Origin of the sequence: Leucobacter chromiireducens subsp. chromiireducens, from assembly GCF_016758255.1 — a bacterium.
In the GTDB taxonomy this organism is placed as follows: domain Bacteria; phylum Actinomycetota; class Actinomycetes; order Actinomycetales; family Microbacteriaceae; genus Leucobacter; species Leucobacter chromiireducens.
On sequence record NZ_QYAD01000003.1, the window covers coordinates 280,508 to 297,346 of the forward strand.

Here is a 16,839-nt window from a genome sequence, read left to right on the forward strand (position 1 = left end):
CCCGGCGCGCCCCGGTTGGCACGTGCCTTCGGGGCGCAAGCCTGGAAGCTCAGCTAGTCGAGTACGCGGGCGACGAGCGCCTGGGCCGCCTGCTGCACGAGCGCGAGATGCTCAGGCCCACGGAACGACTCTGCGTAGATCTTCATGACGTCCTCGGTGCCCGAGGGGCGCGCGGCGAACCAAGCGTGGTCCGTCTGCACTTTGAGCCCGCCGATCGCCGCGTCGTTCCCCGGTGCGCGCGTGAGGATCGCCGTGATGGGATCGCCTGCGAGCTCGGTGTCGGTCACATCGCTCGGTGCGAGCGCGCCGAGGGTCGCCTTCTGGGCGGGCGTCGCGGCGGCATCGATGCGCGCGTAGGCGGGCTCGCCATACTGCGCGACGAGCGCACGGTACCGCTCGGAGGGCGACTGCCCCGTGACCGCCTGAATCTCTGCGGCGAGCAGCGCGAGCAGAATGCCGTCCTTATCGGTGCTCCACGCGGTGCCGTCGAAGCGCTGGAATGAGGCTCCCGCACTCTCCTCGCCGCCGAACACCACCGTGCCGTCGAAGAGGCCAGGCACAAACCACTTGAAGCCGACCGGCACCTCGAGGAGCGTACGGCCGTGGCCCGCGACCACCCGGTCGATCATGCCGGAGGACACGAGCGTCTTCCCGATGCCCGCCGCGGCCGACCACTCGGGTCGATGGGTGAGCAGGTAGTCGATCGCGACCGCCAGGAAGTGGTTGGGGTTCATCAGACCGTCTGCGGTCACGATGCCGTGGCGATCCGCGTCCGCGTCATTGCCCGTGATCAGCGAGAACTCGTCACGGAACTCGTCCACCGTGCTCATCACGTGCGCGGAGGACGGGTCCATGCGAATCTTGCCGTCCCAGTCGAGGTGCATGAACCCCCACTGCGGGTCCACGCCCGGCCCCAGCACCGTGAGGTTCAGGGCGTGCTGATCCCGAATCGCGTCCCAGTAGGCAACGCTTGCGCCGCCGAGCGGGTGCGCTGCGGAGGCCACGCCCGCGTCACGGATGGCCGCGAGGTCAATCACCTCCGCAAGGGCGCCAACGTAGCCGGCGAGGAAGTCGAAGCGCGGTGCCGCAGCAACGGTGTCGGCATCCGCACGCGAGATCGCCGCGATCCCGCGCTCAAGCAGTTCGTTGGCGCGCGCCGCGATCCAGTTGGTTGCGTCGCTGTCGGCGGGACCGCCGTGCGGCGGGTTGTACTTGAAGCCGCCGTCGGCTGGCGGGTTGTGGCTCGGGGTGACAACGATGCCGTCGGCGCGGGCAGGGTCGTCCGCGTCTCGCCCGCGGTTGTAGGCAAGGATCGCGTGGCTGAGCGCCGGGGTGGGCACGAACCAGGCGTCGCCCTCGCCCGCGGAGGGGCGCACGTCCACGCCCGCAGCAAGCAGCACCTCGACCGCGGTGCGCTCGGCGGGAATCGAGAGCGGGTGGGTGTCCGCCCCGATGAAGAGGGGGCCGGTGATGCCCTGGGCGGCTCGATACTCGGCGATCGAAGCGCTGATCGCCGCGATGTGCGCGTCAGTAAATGCGCCGGAGAACGCCGAGCCGCGGTGACCCGAGGTGCCAAACACGACGCGCTGCGCGGGATTCGTGAGATCGGGCGTGGTGTCGACGTAGGCCTGGAGCAGCGCCTCGACGTCGACGAGGTCTTCGGTACGGGCGATGGTGCCGGCGCGTTCGTGCATCCCCCCAGTGTGCCACCCCACCACCCTCCCCCTCCGATTCGGGGTCACTTCGGCACCGTGTTGCGGGTGGGCGGGTCCGCAACACAGTGCCGAAGTGACCCCGATCTGTGGGTGGGCGTGGTGTGGGCTTTACCGGACGTTCATGGGGCCGGGCTATCCTGAAGCCATGATCGAGAGTGTGGTCCACCCCCGCCGAGACGACATCGAATGCTGGCTCACCGACATGGATGGGGTGCTGGTTCACGAAAACCGCGCGATCCCCGGTGCCGCCGAGTTGCTCGAGCACTGGCGCGAGGAGGAAATGCCCTACCTCGTGCTCACGAACAACTCGATCTTCACCGCGCGCGATCTCAGCGCGCGCCTCGCCTCGTCAGGCATCGATGTGCCGGAGGAGCGGATCTGGACGAGCGCGCTCGCCACCGCGGCGTTCCTGAAGCAGCAGAAGCCCGGCGGCTCGGCGTTCGTCATTGGCGAGGCCGGCATCCTCACCGCGCTGCACGACGCAGGGTACGTGATGACCGAGTCTGATCCCGACTTCGTGGTGGTGGGCGAAACCCGCAACTACTCGTTCGAGGCGATCACGAAGGCGATCCGCCTGATCAGCCGCGGTGCGCGCTTCATCTCGACGAACCCGGACGCCACCGGGCCGAGCCCCGAGGGCCCGCTGCCCGCCACCGGCGCGATCAACGCGCTGATCACGAAGGCGACGGGCATGGAGCCCTACGTCGTGGGAAAGCCGAACCCCATGATGTTCCGCTCTGCGCTCAACAAGATTGGCGCGCACTCGCACAACACGGGCATGATCGGCGACCGCATGGACACCGACGTGGTCGCGGGCATGGAGGCGGGCCTCCACACCGTGCTCGTGATGACCGGGATCTCGGATCGCGCAGAGATTGAGCGCTTCCCGTTCCGTCCGGACGAGGTGCTCGGCTCGGTCGCGGAGCTGCTCCCTCGCTAGCGCGTTCACGGTGCAGGCCTACCCCAGAGGTCCGCGCCAAAACTGCGGCGCAACGCTCGGCTGACCTCTTCTGTTCCGGCGTCGCCGCGGAGCAGCGCGGCGATCTGCTGCGCAATCGGTTCCGCATGTTCGAACCCTGCACCCAGCCGCACAATCTCCTGTGTTCCGATGCGGATGCCCTGCGGCGGGGCATCGGAGGCCTGCCCGACCAACCGGCACGCTCCCACGTACACGCCACCTGATTCAAGCGTTCGCATTGCCGCGGTGCCGCCGCCGAAAGCAGCGACGTCCACGACTACCTGGTGGGTTGCGGTCACCCCGCGCTCAATTGCCTGCACGCTCATGCCGTGCGCAGCCAGTCGCTCCCCCAGCGCAACTGCGAGCTCAATCGTTCGTTGCGCCCAAGCCGGACGTTGTTCCACTGCCTCAGCCGTTGCGATGGCGAGTGGCCCGAGCCGGGCAGGATCGTAGTTTGAGGAAAGCATCGGGTAGAGCGCATCGCTCAACCGTTCAGCAACCTCGGCGCTGTTCGTCGCGACCGCGCCACCCGCGGGCCCGGCAAGCGTCTTATACGTGGAGAACGTGAGCAGGTCAACGCCCTCGTCGAGCGGATTCGGGAAGGCTCCCGCAGCGATCAGCCCCGCCACGTGCGACGCGTCAAAGATCAGTATTGCCCCAACGCGGTCCGCAGCATCACGCAGCGGCGCGATCTGGGTGGCGAACTGAATGACGCTGCCGCCCACCAAGATGATTCGCGGCCGCCTCGCCACTACGAACGCGTCGAGCTCCGCTGCATCGATATCCCCTGTATGCGGGTTGCTCGGCAGATAGCTTCCTCGAAGGCCGCGCACCCCAGCGGTTCCGGCAGCCAGGTGGCTGGCATGGCTCCCCGCGCTGGGCGACAGTGTCGCGATCGTGTCGCCAGGTTCCGTGAAAGCCGCGTAGGCAGCAAGGTTCGCAAGGGTCGCAGTCACGAAACGGCCATCAGCGAACTTCGCGCTGAACGCGCGGCGCAGCTGTTGGGCAGCAATAACCTCAAGCTCTTCAACGTGTTCGAGGGCCGGCTGTATTTTCTCGCCCGGCCAGCCGAGCGCCGGCCGTGGAGCCAGATCCGATTCGTGCGCAGCCCGTACGCGGGGAGACAGCACGTTGCTCCCCGCGTACAAGTTGAGCCCGCGTGCACCACCAATGTCGAGCTGAGCGTTCTGCGCGGCATGCACCGCTGCAGTGACCGTGGCCGCGTCCTGCTGCTGGTTGGCTTTCAGCAACTGCGCGGTTCGTCGCTGCGCTGCCGGGGATCCCCAGGGGATCAGCGGAGTATCAAGCAGAGCGCTCATGACGTCACTCACCTTCGGTTGGTGTGAATAGGGGTGCCTGCGCCGCTCTGGCGCATGGGATGTTTACTTGCCCTTAAACGCATCGCGCAGGTCGCGCAGCGTGGGCGGCAAGCCCATTGCCGTCACGGCGAGGCCGACGATGATGGCGAGAATTACGCCGCCGTACAAGATCACTCCGTACATGCTCTATCCCTCCTTCGTTGCTGGTGCGGCGTCATCGCTGACTCCGCTCGTCTCGTCCCACACGGTTTCAACGGCCTGGGTGTTGGGTGCCACGATGTCGAAACCGTGCGGTTCCATACCCTTCTTCGGGGTGGCCGCGACCACGACGAAGAACACGATGAGGTTCGTCACGAGGCCGACCGCGAGGCCGAGGATGCCGAATGGTTCGCCAAGCGGGCCGTTCCACAGCCAGGTTGCGAGCAGACCCGCGACCATCGCGATCGGTCCAGCCAGGCGGTGGCGGATGTCGAAGAGAACGCCAAGCAGCAACGGCACGATGACCGTAGGCGCCCAGGTCGAGAAGTACACCATGAGGATGTCAATGATGTTGGGGAACGACAGCCCCACGATGAGTGCGACCACACCGATGATGAGGTTCATCACCCGCTGGAAACGGAGCCGTGTGTGATCCTCGATCTTGCGGCGCCCGCCGAGCGTCCAGAGGTCACGCACTACGACGACCGTGGTGGAGTTCAGGAACGAGGATGCGCTCGACATGATGATCGCGATGAATCCCGCGACGAGCAGCCCGGTGAATCCTGCGGGGATCACACGGTTGATCAGCTCTGGCATCGCTGCGTCAGAAGGAATCGTCGGGTCGAGAGCGCGTGCAAGAATGCCGCCGGACGAGGTCGTGAAGAGGAACACGATGCCGAAGATTCCGGCGTAGATAAATGCCTTGCGTACCGTCTTCGTGTTCGCGCCTGCGAACGCTCGCTGCGAGTACGGCTGGATGAGAGTCTCACCAAACACGAAGCCGATGAAGAGGCTGATGAAGAAGCCCAGAGACTTGTCGCCCGTGACGGTGAAGAACTCCGGCGGCACGCTTGCCACGATCTCTGCGGGTGTTCCCACCGCGCGAATCGCGACCAGAATCGCGACCGGGATCGCGACCGCGAGCACCGCGAAGTGGATCACGTCGGCGCGCACATCGGACCACAGACCGCCCGCCGTTGAGTAGACGATCACGATCAGCGTGAGGACAATCGCGCCGATCGTGAAGTCAATCCCGGTAAATACCTCGAGGATGGTGCCCAGCGCACGGATCTGCGCTCCGAGAATTGCCGCGCACACCACCATGGAGATCAGGCCGGTGAACACACGAGCGACGACACCGTAGTGATGCTCCATCACATCGCCCACGGTCTCCGCCGCGTATCGGCGGAGACGCGGCGCCACCCAAATACCGACCGCAATCGTGGCGAGCGGGAATCCGAGCAGCGCAAAGAAATAGGTGTATCCCTCACGGAACGTCGCTCCTGCCGCGCCGATGGCGAACGATCCGCCAATATAGCTCGCCGCGAGGGTGGCGGTGACGATGCCTACGGGCAGCGACGATCCGGCAACCGCGAAGTCGCGGCCGGTCTTCACCTTCTTCAAACCCGCGAGCCCGATGAGCACAATGATCACGAGGTAGCAGGCAACAATGACCCAGTCGATAACTGTCATGATGAGATTCTCCCCGTCGAGATCTCAGTGCAAATGTCTGCGAACACGTTTCCTCCTTGTAACGCCTTCTTGACTCTGGCAGAGCAGCGTCGCTCTGCCACTGCGGGCCACGGCCGATCAGCCGTGGCCCGCTCCGGTGGGCACGCGCGGGTGCAGCGTGCCGGTGACTACGCCGAAATGGCGACGGTGATGTTCTTCACGTTGGTGAAACTCTCGAGCGCGCCGTCGACGGAGTACTCCCGTCCAAGCCCGCTCTGCTTGTTCCCGCCGTAGGACATGCCGGGAAGCTGACCGCCACCGCGGTTCACTTGAATCCAGCCGGCCTCGAGCCGGTTCGCGGTGCGCAACGCAGTGGAGACATCCTTGGTAAAGATGTAGCCAGCGAGCCCGTAGTCGCTGTCGTTCGCCCACTCGAGCACTTCGTCCTCGTCGGACCAGGGGATCACGACGAGGACCGGCCCGAAGACCTCCTCACGCGTAACCGCCCAGTCAGCCTGGGCGCCCAGAATCACGGTCGGGGCGACATAGTAACCGTCACGATCGGCCGGATTCGAGACCCCGCCCGTTGCAAGCACGCCGCCAGATTCAACGGCGCCTGCGATGTAGGAGAGCACAGTGGCGTGCTGGTGCTCGTTGACAATGGCGCCAATATCGGACGCCTCATCGAGTGGATCCCCGACGCGCAACGTCCCGAGCGCGTCAACGAGCTGAAGGACGAACTCGTCGATGATGCTCTCGTGCACGTAGAGCCGCGACCCCGCGGTGCACGACTGCCCCTGCCGTGTGAAGCGCATCGCGTTGATCACGTTCTGCACTGTTTCCGCGTCGTTTGAATCCGGGAACACGATCGCCGGCGACTTGCCGCCCAGCTCAAGCGTGACGGGAGCAATCCGATCGGCCGCCGCCGCAATGATGTCCTTGCCCACGCCAGTGGATCCGGTGAAGGTGAGCTTCGAAACGCGGGGGTGGCGGGCCAGCGCGGCGCCCGCCACACTGCCCGAGCCGGTGAGTACGTTGAGCACGCCTGCGGGCAGGATCTCGTTGGCCCACTCCGCCACTTTCAGCACGGCGAGCGGCGCGAGATCGGCTGCCTTCAGCACAAGCGTATTGCCCGTCATCAGCGCCATCGCGATCTTCAGCGAGGACAGCGTCACCGGGGCGTTCCACGGCACGATACCGCCGACCACACCAATCGGCTCGCGCACCGTGTAGCTCAGCAGTCCATCACCAAAGGGCAGTGTCTCCCCCTTTTGCTGCGAGGCGACCTCGCCGTAGAAGCGGAAGATGTCCGCACCAGACGCAGCTTCGCCACGAGCCTGTGTGCGGAGCGCGTTCCCCGTCTCCGACGCGATCAGCCGAGCAAGCTCCTCATGGTGCTCAGCAATCTTGTCGCCAATGGCGAGGAGCAGTCTCCCGCGATTGCGGGCGGGCAGACGCCCCCAGGTGGCGAAGGCTGCGCGCGCTGCGGCAACGGCGTCATCGACGTCTCGCTCGTCCGATGCGGGAACGAAGGCGAGGGTCTGCTTTCGGCCGGGGTTTTCGACGGCCGTCCACTCACCACTCTGTGCGCCCTTCCACTCACCACCGATGAGCTGGGGAACCTCGGGGGCGGTCGCCTCGTCTGCGTCAAGCGCTGTCCGAACAATCATGCGTGTGCTGCTTCCTTCGTCTGGAGTCGTGTGCCGGTGAAGTCTTCGTAGAACTCGACCACGCTGGTGAAGTCCTTCCCGCCGCGACCATCACGGTGCCCAATGCGGAATAGGTCGCCCACCACGTTGGAAACCGGTGTGGGCAGCTCCGTGCGTGCGGCAGAGGTGAGGAACAGCTTGATGTCCTTGAGCATGAAATCGAGAGCAAAGCCGGTGGGGCGGTCTTCGGTGAAGAGTGTCCGCGGGAAGTAGCTCGACAGCACGTGGCTGTTCGCCGAGCTGGTCGTCAGTACACGCGCCGCCGTATCGAGGTCGACGCCCGCTGAGACGGCAGCGCTGAGTCCCTCACCGAGAGCCGCGATGTTGATGGCGGTGATGATGTTGTTTGCCAGCTTGATGGCCTGCCCGCTGCCCGATTCGCCGACCAGGAACACGTTGCTGGCGTAGGCCTCGATGACCGGACGGGCACGATCAAACGCTTCGGCGTCTCCGCCTGCCATAACCGCGAGCGTTCCTGCTTCGGCACCCTGGACGCCTCCGCTCACGGGAGCATCCAAGTAGGTCACCCCCACGTCTGCGGCGCGTGCAGCAAGCTCACGCGAGGTCTCTGGGTCGATCGTGCTGTGATCGATGATGATGGTGCCGGGCCGAGCGCCCTGCAGCACGCCGTCATCCCCAGCCACAACGGCACGAACGATCGCTGGCGATGGCAGGCTCAGAAATACAAGCTCCGCGTTCTGTGCGGCTTCGGAGGCCGAACCTGCAGCGGTGGCGCCCTGCGCGACGAGCGCCGCAACCGCTTCGGCGTTGAGGTCAGACACGGCCACGCCATGCCCCGCTGCGAGCAGGTGCGGAACCACCCGACTGCCGATATTTCCGAGGCCGATGAAGCCCAGCTGTCCTGCCACGATGTGCTCGCTTTCGTCTTTGAGAATGGGGCCTGCAGAGTCCTGTCTCGGCCGTTCGCCTCTGAGATTAGGGAAGTTGCCGCGGCGAAACGCACGAGAAGTGTTGACGATTCACTACCGGAAGTTCGACAATTGTCGAAGCGTGGGACGGGGCCCGCCTGTGCCCCACTGCCTCCCCGACGAAAGGGCCTCAGCCGTGCAGCAGCGGGAACTGGACGAAGTCGTCTCCCTCGTATCCGAAAGCACCGGCAGAAACGTCTCGCTCGACGACGTCGCCGGTCGCGTCGTGGCGTACAGCACGATCGTGCCGACCACGGATCGCGTGCGAATCGACGCTGTGCTCTCGAAGTCAGTGCCCTCCCACGCGAAGATCTGGGAATCGAAGCACGGCATCAGCACACGCACACGGCCCTTCACCGTGCCAGGCGATCCCGAGCACGGCCTGCTGCCCCGGATCTGCATCCCACTACTCGTGCGCGGGGTGCGCGTCGGCTACCTCTGGGTGCAGGCGAACAGCGCCGAGGACACGTTGGCTCCGCTGCTCGCCGAGCTGGAGCAGCGGCACAGCGAGACGGAGCGGCTCGCCGAACGGGTGCTCCTCGCGCTCGGCACACCGAGCGGAATCGCCTCGGCGGCGAATCGGGACTTCCAGGATCTGGTGAGCGGGCAGGGCGATGTCGTCCATGAGGAGCTCGCCGAGCGCATGCGCCCCGATCGCGATACGCACCTGATCGTGTTTTCGAGCGCTGCGGCGCAGAAGAACGCTGAGACCCTTCCCGCGCTGGCCTACGCGCATGCTCTGCAGGATGCTGCCCGGGCCGTCTATGCAGCGGCCTCTCCGCTCGAAAGCCCGGAGGTTGTCGGCTTCAGCACCGATCAGCACGGCGTGTTCCTCATTCCGAACCGGAGCCTCATCGGGCCGTTCGCCGAGCGACTGTCCATCGCCCTCGAACTGCGCACCTCAGCGCGGCAGGAACGCGAGGTCGCCTACGGTGTGAGCGCGCCCATCAGCGAGGCTTCGGAGCTGCGCCTGGCGTATCGCCAGGCCGTCACGGCGCTCCAGGCGTCCGTCGTCGACCCCGCGCTCACCACGCACCGCTTCGACAACGTGGGCATCTACCGGCTCCTCGCGCACGCGGCGACGGCGCATGTGCCCGAGCGGATCCAGCGCATCGCCAACGCACCCGAGGGTGAGGAACGGCTGCGGATCCTGGAACGGGTCTACGACTCTCCCGGCACCATGCAGCGGGTCGCGGACGCACTGCACATGCACCGCACCAGCATCTACAACCACCTCCAGCGCATCGCCGCGATCATCGACGCGGATCCGCTGGACCCGCTCGTGCGACTCGAGCTCCATGCGGGGCTCAAACTCCGCCGCTGGCTCGACCGGCCCCGCTTCGAAGCCCCGCTCGGCACCCGCTCAGCACCCCAGGTGTTCTGATCCCCCTCCCCTACGCCCCGAGGCGGCGATAGCGGTCGTGGCGGCGCAGCCGGCGGTGATCTTCGTTCTGCAGCTGCAGTCCCGAGAGCTCCTGCGCGATCGCGTCGCCCATCCGTCGGCTGAAGGCCTCCGGTTCGACCGCCGCGTCCGGGTGCTCCGCGATCACGCGGTCCACGATGCCGTGTGCGACGAGGTTTCCAGTCTCAACGCCCTGCTGCGCTGCGAGCTCCGGCGCGTGCGCCGTGTCCCGGTGCACGATGGCCGAGGCGCCCTCGGGCGGCAGCGGCGAGAGCCATGCGTGCTCCGCCGCGAGCGTGCGGTCCGCGGGGAGCAGCGCAAGCGCGCCGCCGCCCGTGCCCTCGCCGAGCAGGATCGAGAGCGTGGGCCCGCGGTGCTTCGCGAGGTCCGCGAGGCAGTGCGCGATCTCGGCGGCGAGCCCGCCCTCCTCGGCCGCCTGCGAGAGCGCAGCGCCGGGCGTATCGATCACGGTGATGAGCGGCAACTGGAGCTCGTCGGCGAGGCGCATCGCGCGGCGGGCGGCGCGCAGCGCCCCGGGGCCGAGCGGGGCGCGTGTGCGCTGGGAACGCCGGTCCTGGCCCACGACGACAGCGGGAACGCCGCCGAAGCGTGCGAGGCAGAGCGTGAGCCCGGGATCGCGTTCCCCCTGTCCCGTGCCGGAGAGCGGCACGACATCGGTCGCGGCCGTGCGGAGCAGTTCGCGGAGGCCCGGGCGGCGCGGGTCACGCGTCCTGATGATCGATGCCCACGCATCCGCGGATCCTGCCGGACGCTCGTGCGCGGACCCCGGCGTCTCCGCGAGTTCGACGAGCTCCTGATGCGTGGGACGCTCGAGGATTCGGAGTGTTCGTCCCACCACGTCGCGGAGCTCTCGCGCGGGGAGCACGCCATCGATGAGGCCAAGCCGCGCGAGATTTTCAGCGGCCTGAACGCCTGAAGGAAATGTCTCGCCCATGAGCGCCTCATAGACGCGCGGGCCGAGGAAACCAACGAGTGCCCCTGGCTCTGCGACCGTCACCTGCCCAAGGGATCCGAAGGAAGCGAGCGCGCCTCCTGTCGAAGGGTGACGTAAGTAGACGAGGTAGGGCAGGCACGCCGCCTTATGGGCAGCAACCGCCGCAGCGATCTTGACCATCGCTACGAAGGCGACCGTGCCCTCTTGCATCCGGGTTCCCCCAGACGCGGGCGAGGCCAGCACGGGAAGCCGCTCGGCCGTCGCCCGCTCCAGGGCACGCACGAAGCGCTCGGCGGCCGCGGTGCCCACGGAGCCTGCGAGGAAGCGGAACTCGCAGGCGATGAGTGCGACGCGGCGACCGTCGACGAGCGCCTCGCCCGTGAGGATCGACTCGTCGGCCCCGCTCCGCTCCGCCGCGGCCGCAAGCTCGGCGCGATACGCATCGCCGAGCTCCGGCTGCTCGGGCGGGGTGTCCCAGCTGACGTAGCTTCCCGGATCCGCGATGAGCTCGATCAGCTCGCGCGCGGAGCGCCGCTCGGCGCTCACGCGCTCGCCCCCGTCGCGGCGGGCACTCGGTCAGCGGTCTCCTCGAGCCAGGCGCGGATCTCGTCGCCGTGCTGGTCGAGCGTGGGCGGGGCGGTGTGCGCCGTGCGGGCGCGCTCCGTCTCACCGTCGCTGTCGACATCGAAGAAGCGCAGCGCCGGCCCTGGCAGCGAGATCGCGCCGAGTGCGGCGTGGTCCACCTCGACGACGAGCCCCTGCGAGCGCACCTGATCCCACGCGTACACCTCGGGCAGGCTCCGCACGCGGCCCGCGGGGATCCCCGCGGCCGCGAGCCTGGCGAGGAGCGGCTCCGTGTCGCTGTCCGCGAAAGCGGCCTCGACAGTACGGATCGTCTCCGCGCGCGCGGCGACCCGCTCGGCGTTCGAGCCGAAGCCCGGAGCGTCGGCGGCGATCCCGAACTCGGCGCAGAACGCCTGCCAGAGACGCTCGCTGCCGACGCTCATCTGCACCGCGCCGTCCCGGCAGCGGAAGAGCCCGTAGGGCGCGATCGAGGGGTGGTGGTTGCCCTGCGCGAGGGGCCGCTCGCCGGCGACCGTCGCGCGCGTGCCCTGGAACGCGTGGACGCCGACCACCGAGGAGAGCAGCGAGGTGCGCACCACGCGGCCGACGCCCGTGCAGGCACGCTCGACAAGGGCGGCGAGCACGCCGACGACGCCGTGGATCCCGCCGAGCAGGTCGGCGATCGGCGTGCCGACCCGCTGCGGGTCGTCGGGGCGGGAGCCCGTGAGCGACATAAGTCCAGCCTCCCCCTGCACGATCTGGTCGTACCCCGCGCGGCCGCCCTCGGGGCCGTCGTGCCCGAAGCCCGTGATGGAGAGCTGCACGAGGCGCGGGTTGAGCTCTGCGAGGCGGGCGGTGGAGAAGCCGAGGCGGTCCATCACCCCGGTGCGGAAGTTCTCGATGACTACGTCAGCGCGGGCGAGGAGCTCGGTGAGCACGGCGCGGCCATCGTCGCTCTTCAGGTCGAGGGCGATCGACTCCTTGTTGCGGTTGCAGGAGAGGAAGTAAGTGGAGTAGTCGGCGCCATCGGCGCCCGTCACGAAGGGCGGCCCCCAGGAGCGCGTATCGTCACCGCCGGCCGGCGCCTCCACCTTGATGACGCGCGCGCCGAGGTCCCCCAGCATCTGCCCGGCGTGCGGGCCCGCGAGTGCGCGCGACAGATCCACCACGAGCATCCCATCCAACGATCCCTGGTTCATAGCTCCGACCCTTCCTTCCTGCTGACGATGTCGCTCACGCGCGCGGCGCGAGGTAGTGCCCGATGGCGGCGACGGCCGCGCTCACTCCCGTGCTGAGCGTCGGCTCGAGATCGGGGAGAAAGTGGGGCGAGTGATTCACCGGCGGATCGACCGTGCCCGCCGCGAAGCCGCCGAAGAACCAGTAGACGCCGGGCACCCCGATGCTGTCGGGCAGGGTGCCGAAGTCCTCGGACCCCATGGCTGGCGGGATCCGCAGCACATTCCCCGCGCCGAGCTCGCGTTCGAGCACGGCGCGCACGGCCTCCGACTCCCGCTCGTCGTTCGTGAGCTGCGGGAAGCGGTAGATCTCCTCGATCGTGGGCCGCGGGGCGCCCGAGGCCTCGGCCTCGGCGTTGACGATCCGCGTGATCGCGCCGAGCACGTGGGCGCGGATGTCCGTGCCGAGGGTGCGGATGTTCAGGGTGAACTCGGCCGCCGCGGGGATGATGTTCTCCTTCAGCCCGGCGTGGAAGGTGCCGCACGTGACCACGGCGGGCGACTGCGGCGGCAGCTCGCGCGAGACGATCGTCTGCAGGCGGGTGACGATGTGGGCGCCGAGCACGATGGGATCAGTCGAGTCCTGCGGCTGCGATCCGTGCGACTGCCTGCCGTGTACGGTGACGCGCAGCGAGTCGGCCATCGCCATCGCCGGGCCCGTTGCGAGGGCAACGCTGCCCGCAGGGGCCGCAGGGAAGACGTGCTGCCCGAGCACGACGTTCGGGCGGGGCGCACGCTCCCAAATACCGTCAGCGACCATCGCAGCTGCACCGGCCGCGGTCTCTTCCCCGGGCTGGAACACCCAGACAACCGTGCCGCTCCACTCACCCGTCTGGCGGACGAGGAGCGCGGCAGCGGAGAGCGCCGCGGCGACGTGCGTGTCATGCCCGCAGCCGTGCATCACAGGTACGACGGTGCCGTCGTCGAGGGTGCCGGTGGCGGTTGAGCTGTAGTCGGCACCGGTGTCCTCCTGGATGGGCAGGCCGTCGGTGTCGGCACGGAAGCCGACGACGGGCCCGTCGCCGTTGCGGAGAATCCCGACGACGCCCGTGCCGCCACACCGAAAATGCTCGATACCGAGTTCGGAGAGCCGGGCTTCGATGAACTCAGCTGTGCGGTGCTCTTGCATCGACAGCTCGGGCGTGCGGTGCAGATGGCGGTAGCTCTCGTGGAGATGCTCCCTCTCGGAAGCGGTGAGGTGAGTGGTCAGCATGGTCTGGTCCTTTCGAAGGGGCGACGCCGCGCTAGTTGACGAGAGCTTCGTCCTCGGGATGCGTGGTGCTCGCACGGTCCCGGATGACGAGCGAGAGGACAATGGAGAGGAGCACCACGATCGCGGTCGCGAACATGCCGAGCGCGGGCGCGACGGGAACCACGACGAACTGCATGAGGAGCGCCAGGGCGATCGCAATAATCGTGGGGCGGAGCTGCTTCATCGAGACGATGGCCTGCACGAGCACGGCACCCATGAGCGAGGGAAGGATGTACAGCCGCGCCACCTCGATGAGGTCGGCAGGGATCACGGAGACGAGCCAGCTACCGAGGACACCGACAAAAACGAGCAGGCTCACGAGGTGGACGGTTGCCGCTCCACAGATCGCCATGACCGAGGCGAGGTCGCCGCGACGGGATCCGGGCTTCGCGCCGATGCTCGACTGCGCGACGATCGCGGCGGGCAGCAGCTTGTTCGAGATATTGCCAATCATGAAGGCCTGGTACATCGCCGCTGAGCCGAGGATCGGGTAATAGGTGACGGGCTCAACGATCCAGAACACGCCGAAGGTCGCGGCCACCGCGACGAACGCGGTGAGCACCATCGGCCAGCTGAGCCCGAGGTCGGTGAAGAAGAACAGGTAGAAGGGGCCGGCGAGCGAGAGCAGCAGGCCGAGGACCATCGTCGCCGAGCCGTAGCGGCTCGTCTGGCGATCGAATCGGTCCATCGCGGCGTCGGCGGTGGCGGATGCAGCGGGGGCAGTGGTGAGTTCCATGGCGATGCTCCTAAGCGCTTAGGCGGCGACGGGGGTGTGGAGGAGGAAGGCGACGAAGAGGGCGACGAGGATCGAGAAGCCGAGCGCCCACTCCTTCAGCCATTTGAGCTGCAGCAGCTTCGCGATGAGCAGGCAGAGCGCCATCACCCCGGCGGAGATGAGCACAAGAAGCAGGTGCAGGGACGACTTGCCCGTCTCCGCGACGGCGAGCATCGAGAAGGCGCCGAGCAGCGCGGCGGCGGGGATCAGAGCCATGACGGCGGGGTTGCGCTTGCCGAGGGTCTGCGAGCCGCGCTTCAGGATCGGGGTGAGGAGCAGCGTGCAGAGCATCCACATGCCGCCCGAGAGGCTCATCGCCATGAAGGCGACGGCGAACACCTGCTGGGTGTAGCTGTCCGCGCCGAGTTCAGCGCCCATGCTCGTCGCGGCGATCCCGGCGGAGGCCGTCTCGGTCGCGGCCGAGCCGATGAGCCCGATCCGCACGAGCACGGCGGGGGTGCCGAAGAGTGCGAGCAGCGCGATCGCAACGAGCACGACGGCAAGCGAGGGCCCGATTGAAGCGACCGCACCGGCTCGGTACGACTCGCGGATCTCCTTGAGCGGCATGTCGATCCCCGCGGCCGCTGTGCGGGCGGCGCGAATGTACAGGAAGGTCTGGACGAAGATCACCCCGAAGACCCCCAGGGCGAACACCCAGAGGATCGGCGAGTTCGCGATCGCCCAGATGTCGGTGGATCCGGGGTCCGCAAATCGGTACGGCGCAGCTGTCGGCATGTTGTGCTCCTTTGCATCTCATGCGATCAATACGAGAAATCTTCCGATCACCCTGCGGGAGAAGCCTGCCCGCCGACAAGGGCCTGGGCGAATCGGCCACGGATGTGGCGGGTCCCCCCGTTCCGGCACTTTCCAGACTTTCCGCTTCGTGCGCCGCGCGAGTTCCGGCAGGGTGGGGGCATCCGCATTTCAACGGCGAAAGGCACCCGATACTGATGGATATCCAGAACCTGAGCGCGGTCGAGGTCACTCACCTCATCCGCCGCCGCGAACTCTCGGCCCGCGAAGCGCTTGCGAGCCACATCACCGCGATCGAGCAGCGCAACGCTCCAGTGAACGCCGTGATCACGACCGATTTCGAGCGAGCCACCGCGCTCGCGGCCGAGGCCGACGAGCGCACCGCGCGTGGGGAGCCGACGGGCATCCTGCACGGCCTCCCGATGACGCACAAGGACACGTTCAACACGGCCGGCCTGCGCTCCACGCAGGGCTCCCTCGCGCTCGAGCACCACACCCCCGAGCACGACGACCTACAGATCGCGCGGCTCTCAGCGGCGGGGGCGATCCGCACGGGGAAAACGAACGTTCCCGAGTTCGGCGCGGGTTCCCACACCTTCAACGATCTGTTCGGCACAACCACGAACCCCTACGCCCCAGACCGCTCGGCCGGTGGCTCTTCAGGCGGCGTTGCCGCGGTCGTAGCGTCACGCATTCAGCCCTTCGGCGACGGCTCGGATATGGGCGGCTCCCTCCGCATTCCCGCGTCCTTCTGCAACGTCTACGGGCTGCGCCCCTCCTACGGGGTGATCCCGATGGAGGGCGCGACGAACGCGTTCACCTGGCTTGCACGCTCCGGTCCGATGGCACGAAGCGTGGAAGACCTGGCGCTCTTCATGCGCGCGAGCACGGGACCGACGGAGCTCCCGAATCCGAGCCCGCTCACGCCTGCTGATTTCGGCACGCCACTCCCGAATCTGCGCGGGGTGCGCATCGGCTACAGCTTCGACTTTGGGATCGGCATGCCCGTCGAAACCGAAATCGTCGACGTGCTCCGTGAGCAGCTGCGCGTCTTCGAGGAAGCAGGCGCGATCCTCGAAGAAGCGAGCATTGATTTCTCCGACGCTGATGAGGTCTTCCAAGTGACCCGCGCCTACGATTTCGCGACGGGGATCGGACCGCTCCTCGCCGAGCACCGTGACGTGATCAAGCCCGAGGTGATTTGGAACGTGGAGACCGGGCAGCGACTGAGCGCCGCCGAACTGATCTCAGCGCAGGCTGCCAGGACGCGCCTGGAGGCTGCAACGCAGGCGTTCTTCTCGCGATATGACGCCTTCCTCAGCCCCGCGGCGCAGGTGCTCCCATTCGATGCGAGCTGGCGCTGGCCCGCGACGATCGCGGGCGTCGCGGCCGAGACCTACCTCGACTGGATGCGCTCCGCGTGTGTTCTCTCCGCGACGAGCTTGCCCGTGATTGCGATGCCAGGCGGCTTCACCTCCGCTGGCCTTCCCGTCGGGTGGCAGCTCGCCGCGAATCACTACCGCGACCCGCAGCTGCTGCAGTGGGCGGCCGCGTACGAGCAGGCCACTGGATTCGCGAAGCTGAGCCCCGAGGAGGTCGCACAGCGTCGCTAGACTACAGCTG

The 16,839-nt window shown here is 67.5% G+C and carries 13 protein-coding genes; 3 read left to right on the forward strand and 10 right to left on the reverse strand.

Features of this window, described 5'->3' with window-relative positions; all coding sequences use genetic code 11:
* Positions 1-53: 53 nt before the first annotated feature.
* Positions 54-1,694 carry a phosphoglucomutase (alpha-D-glucose-1,6-bisphosphate-dependent) gene (gene pgm / locus D3226_RS10040; RefSeq protein WP_202382401.1) on the reverse strand — a complete coding sequence of 547 codons (1,641 nt, stop codon included), beginning with the start codon at positions 1,692-1,694 and terminating at the stop codon, positions 54-56.
* A gap of 166 nt (positions 1,695-1,860) precedes the next feature.
* On the opposite strand from pgm, the gene D3226_RS10045 reads away from it, so the two are divergent.
* Positions 1,861-2,655 (forward strand): HAD-IIA family hydrolase, encoded by a 795-nt coding sequence (locus tag D3226_RS10045; RefSeq protein WP_202382402.1) that lies wholly within the window; start codon positions 1,861-1,863, stop codon positions 2,653-2,655.
* A gap of 5 nt (positions 2,656-2,660) precedes the next feature.
* Here the strand turns inward: D3226_RS10045 and D3226_RS10050 are convergent, their stop codons facing one another.
* The 4 genes from D3226_RS10050 to D3226_RS10065 form a co-directional block, all read right to left on the reverse strand.
* Complete coding sequence (locus D3226_RS10050) at positions 2,661-3,992, reverse strand: DegT/DnrJ/EryC1/StrS family aminotransferase (RefSeq protein WP_202382403.1); 1,332 nt, start codon at positions 3,990-3,992, stop codon at positions 2,661-2,663.
* Positions 3,993-4,178: 186 nt separating this feature from the next.
* A complete protein-coding gene (locus D3226_RS10055) occupies positions 4,179-5,663 on the reverse strand; it encodes a sodium:solute symporter family protein (RefSeq protein ID WP_202382404.1) in 1,485 nt (494 codons plus the stop codon).
* A 167-nt stretch (positions 5,664-5,830) separates the two neighbouring features.
* A complete protein-coding gene (locus D3226_RS10060) occupies positions 5,831-7,312 on the reverse strand; it encodes an aldehyde dehydrogenase family protein (RefSeq protein ID WP_202382405.1) in 1,482 nt (493 codons plus the stop codon).
* Positions 7,309-8,220 carry an NAD(P)-binding domain-containing protein gene (locus D3226_RS10065; RefSeq protein ID WP_202382406.1) on the reverse strand — a complete coding sequence of 304 codons (912 nt, stop codon included), beginning with the start codon at positions 8,218-8,220 and terminating at the stop codon, positions 7,309-7,311. The genes D3226_RS10060 and D3226_RS10065 overlap by 4 nt, the downstream gene beginning before the upstream one ends.
* Positions 8,221-8,416: 196 nt before the next feature.
* Here D3226_RS10065 and D3226_RS15075 point away from each other — a divergent pair, with 196 nt between their 5' ends.
* Complete coding sequence (locus tag D3226_RS15075) at positions 8,417-9,664, forward strand: helix-turn-helix domain-containing protein (protein ID WP_202382407.1); 1,248 nt, start codon at positions 8,417-8,419, stop codon at positions 9,662-9,664.
* Positions 9,665-9,674: 10 nt separating this feature from the next.
* Here the strand turns inward: D3226_RS15075 and D3226_RS10075 are convergent, their stop codons facing one another.
* From D3226_RS10075 to D3226_RS10095, 5 genes are read right to left on the reverse strand one after another with little or no spacing between them, the layout of a single operon-like run.
* Positions 9,675-11,183 (reverse strand): carboxyl transferase domain-containing protein, encoded by a 1,509-nt coding sequence (locus D3226_RS10075; protein WP_202382408.1) that lies wholly within the window; start codon positions 11,181-11,183, stop codon positions 9,675-9,677.
* Positions 11,180-12,400 (reverse strand): CaiB/BaiF CoA transferase family protein, encoded by a 1,221-nt coding sequence (locus tag D3226_RS10080; RefSeq protein WP_202382409.1) that lies wholly within the window; start codon positions 12,398-12,400, stop codon positions 11,180-11,182. The genes D3226_RS10075 and D3226_RS10080 overlap by 4 nt, the downstream gene beginning before the upstream one ends.
* A gap of 34 nt (positions 12,401-12,434) precedes the next feature.
* Entirely contained in the window at positions 12,435-13,649 is a 1,215-nt protein-coding gene (locus tag D3226_RS10085) for an amidohydrolase (RefSeq protein WP_202382410.1), read from the reverse strand.
* A gap of 31 nt (positions 13,650-13,680) precedes the next feature.
* Complete coding sequence (locus D3226_RS10090; protein ID WP_202382411.1) at positions 13,681-14,424, reverse strand: hypothetical protein; 744 nt, start codon at positions 14,422-14,424, stop codon at positions 13,681-13,683.
* A gap of 18 nt (positions 14,425-14,442) precedes the next feature.
* The gene (locus tag D3226_RS10095; RefSeq protein ID WP_025134435.1) at positions 14,443-15,198 is read right to left on the reverse strand and encodes a DUF5058 family protein; all 756 of its coding nucleotides are present in this window, start codon (positions 15,196-15,198) and stop codon (positions 14,443-14,445) included.
* Between the two features lie 215 nt (positions 15,199-15,413).
* On the opposite strand from D3226_RS10095, the gene D3226_RS10100 reads away from it, so the two are divergent.
* A complete protein-coding gene (locus tag D3226_RS10100; protein WP_202382412.1) occupies positions 15,414-16,829 on the forward strand; it encodes an amidase in 1,416 nt (471 codons plus the stop codon).
* Positions 16,830-16,839: the final 10 nt, after the last annotated feature.

What these genes read in the sequence shown, in the direction of transcription:
- pgm (WP_202382401.1), bottom strand. Translation starts at nt 1,694, where the DNA reads ATGCACGAACGCGCCGGCACCATCGCCCGTACCGAAGACCTCGTCGAC.
- D3226_RS10045 (WP_202382402.1), top strand. Translation starts at nt 1,861, where the DNA reads ATGATCGAGAGTGTGGTCCACCCCCGCCGAGACGACATCGAATGCTGG.
- D3226_RS10050 (WP_202382403.1), bottom strand. Translation starts at nt 3,992, where the DNA reads ATGAGCGCTCTGCTTGATACTCCGCTGATCCCCTGGGGATCCCCGGCA.
- D3226_RS10055 (WP_202382404.1), bottom strand. Translation starts at nt 5,663, where the DNA reads ATGACAGTTATCGACTGGGTCATTGTTGCCTGCTACCTCGTGATCATT.
- D3226_RS10060 (WP_202382405.1), bottom strand. Translation starts at nt 7,312, where the DNA reads ATGATTGTTCGGACAGCGCTTGACGCAGACGAGGCGACCGCCCCCGAG.
- D3226_RS10080 (WP_202382409.1), bottom strand. Translation starts at nt 12,400, where the DNA reads ATGAACCAGGGATCGTTGGATGGGATGCTCGTGGTGGATCTGTCGCGC.
- D3226_RS10085 (WP_202382410.1), bottom strand. Translation starts at nt 13,649, where the DNA reads ATGCTGACCACTCACCTCACCGCTTCCGAGAGGGAGCATCTCCACGAG.
- D3226_RS10090 (WP_202382411.1), bottom strand. Translation starts at nt 14,424, where the DNA reads ATGGAACTCACCACTGCCCCCGCTGCATCCGCCACCGCCGACGCCGCG.
- D3226_RS10095 (WP_025134435.1), bottom strand. Translation starts at nt 15,198, where the DNA reads ATGCCGACAGCTGCGCCGTACCGATTTGCGGACCCCGGATCCACCGAC.
- D3226_RS10100 (WP_202382412.1), top strand. Translation starts at nt 15,414, where the DNA reads ATGGATATCCAGAACCTGAGCGCGGTCGAGGTCACTCACCTCATCCGC.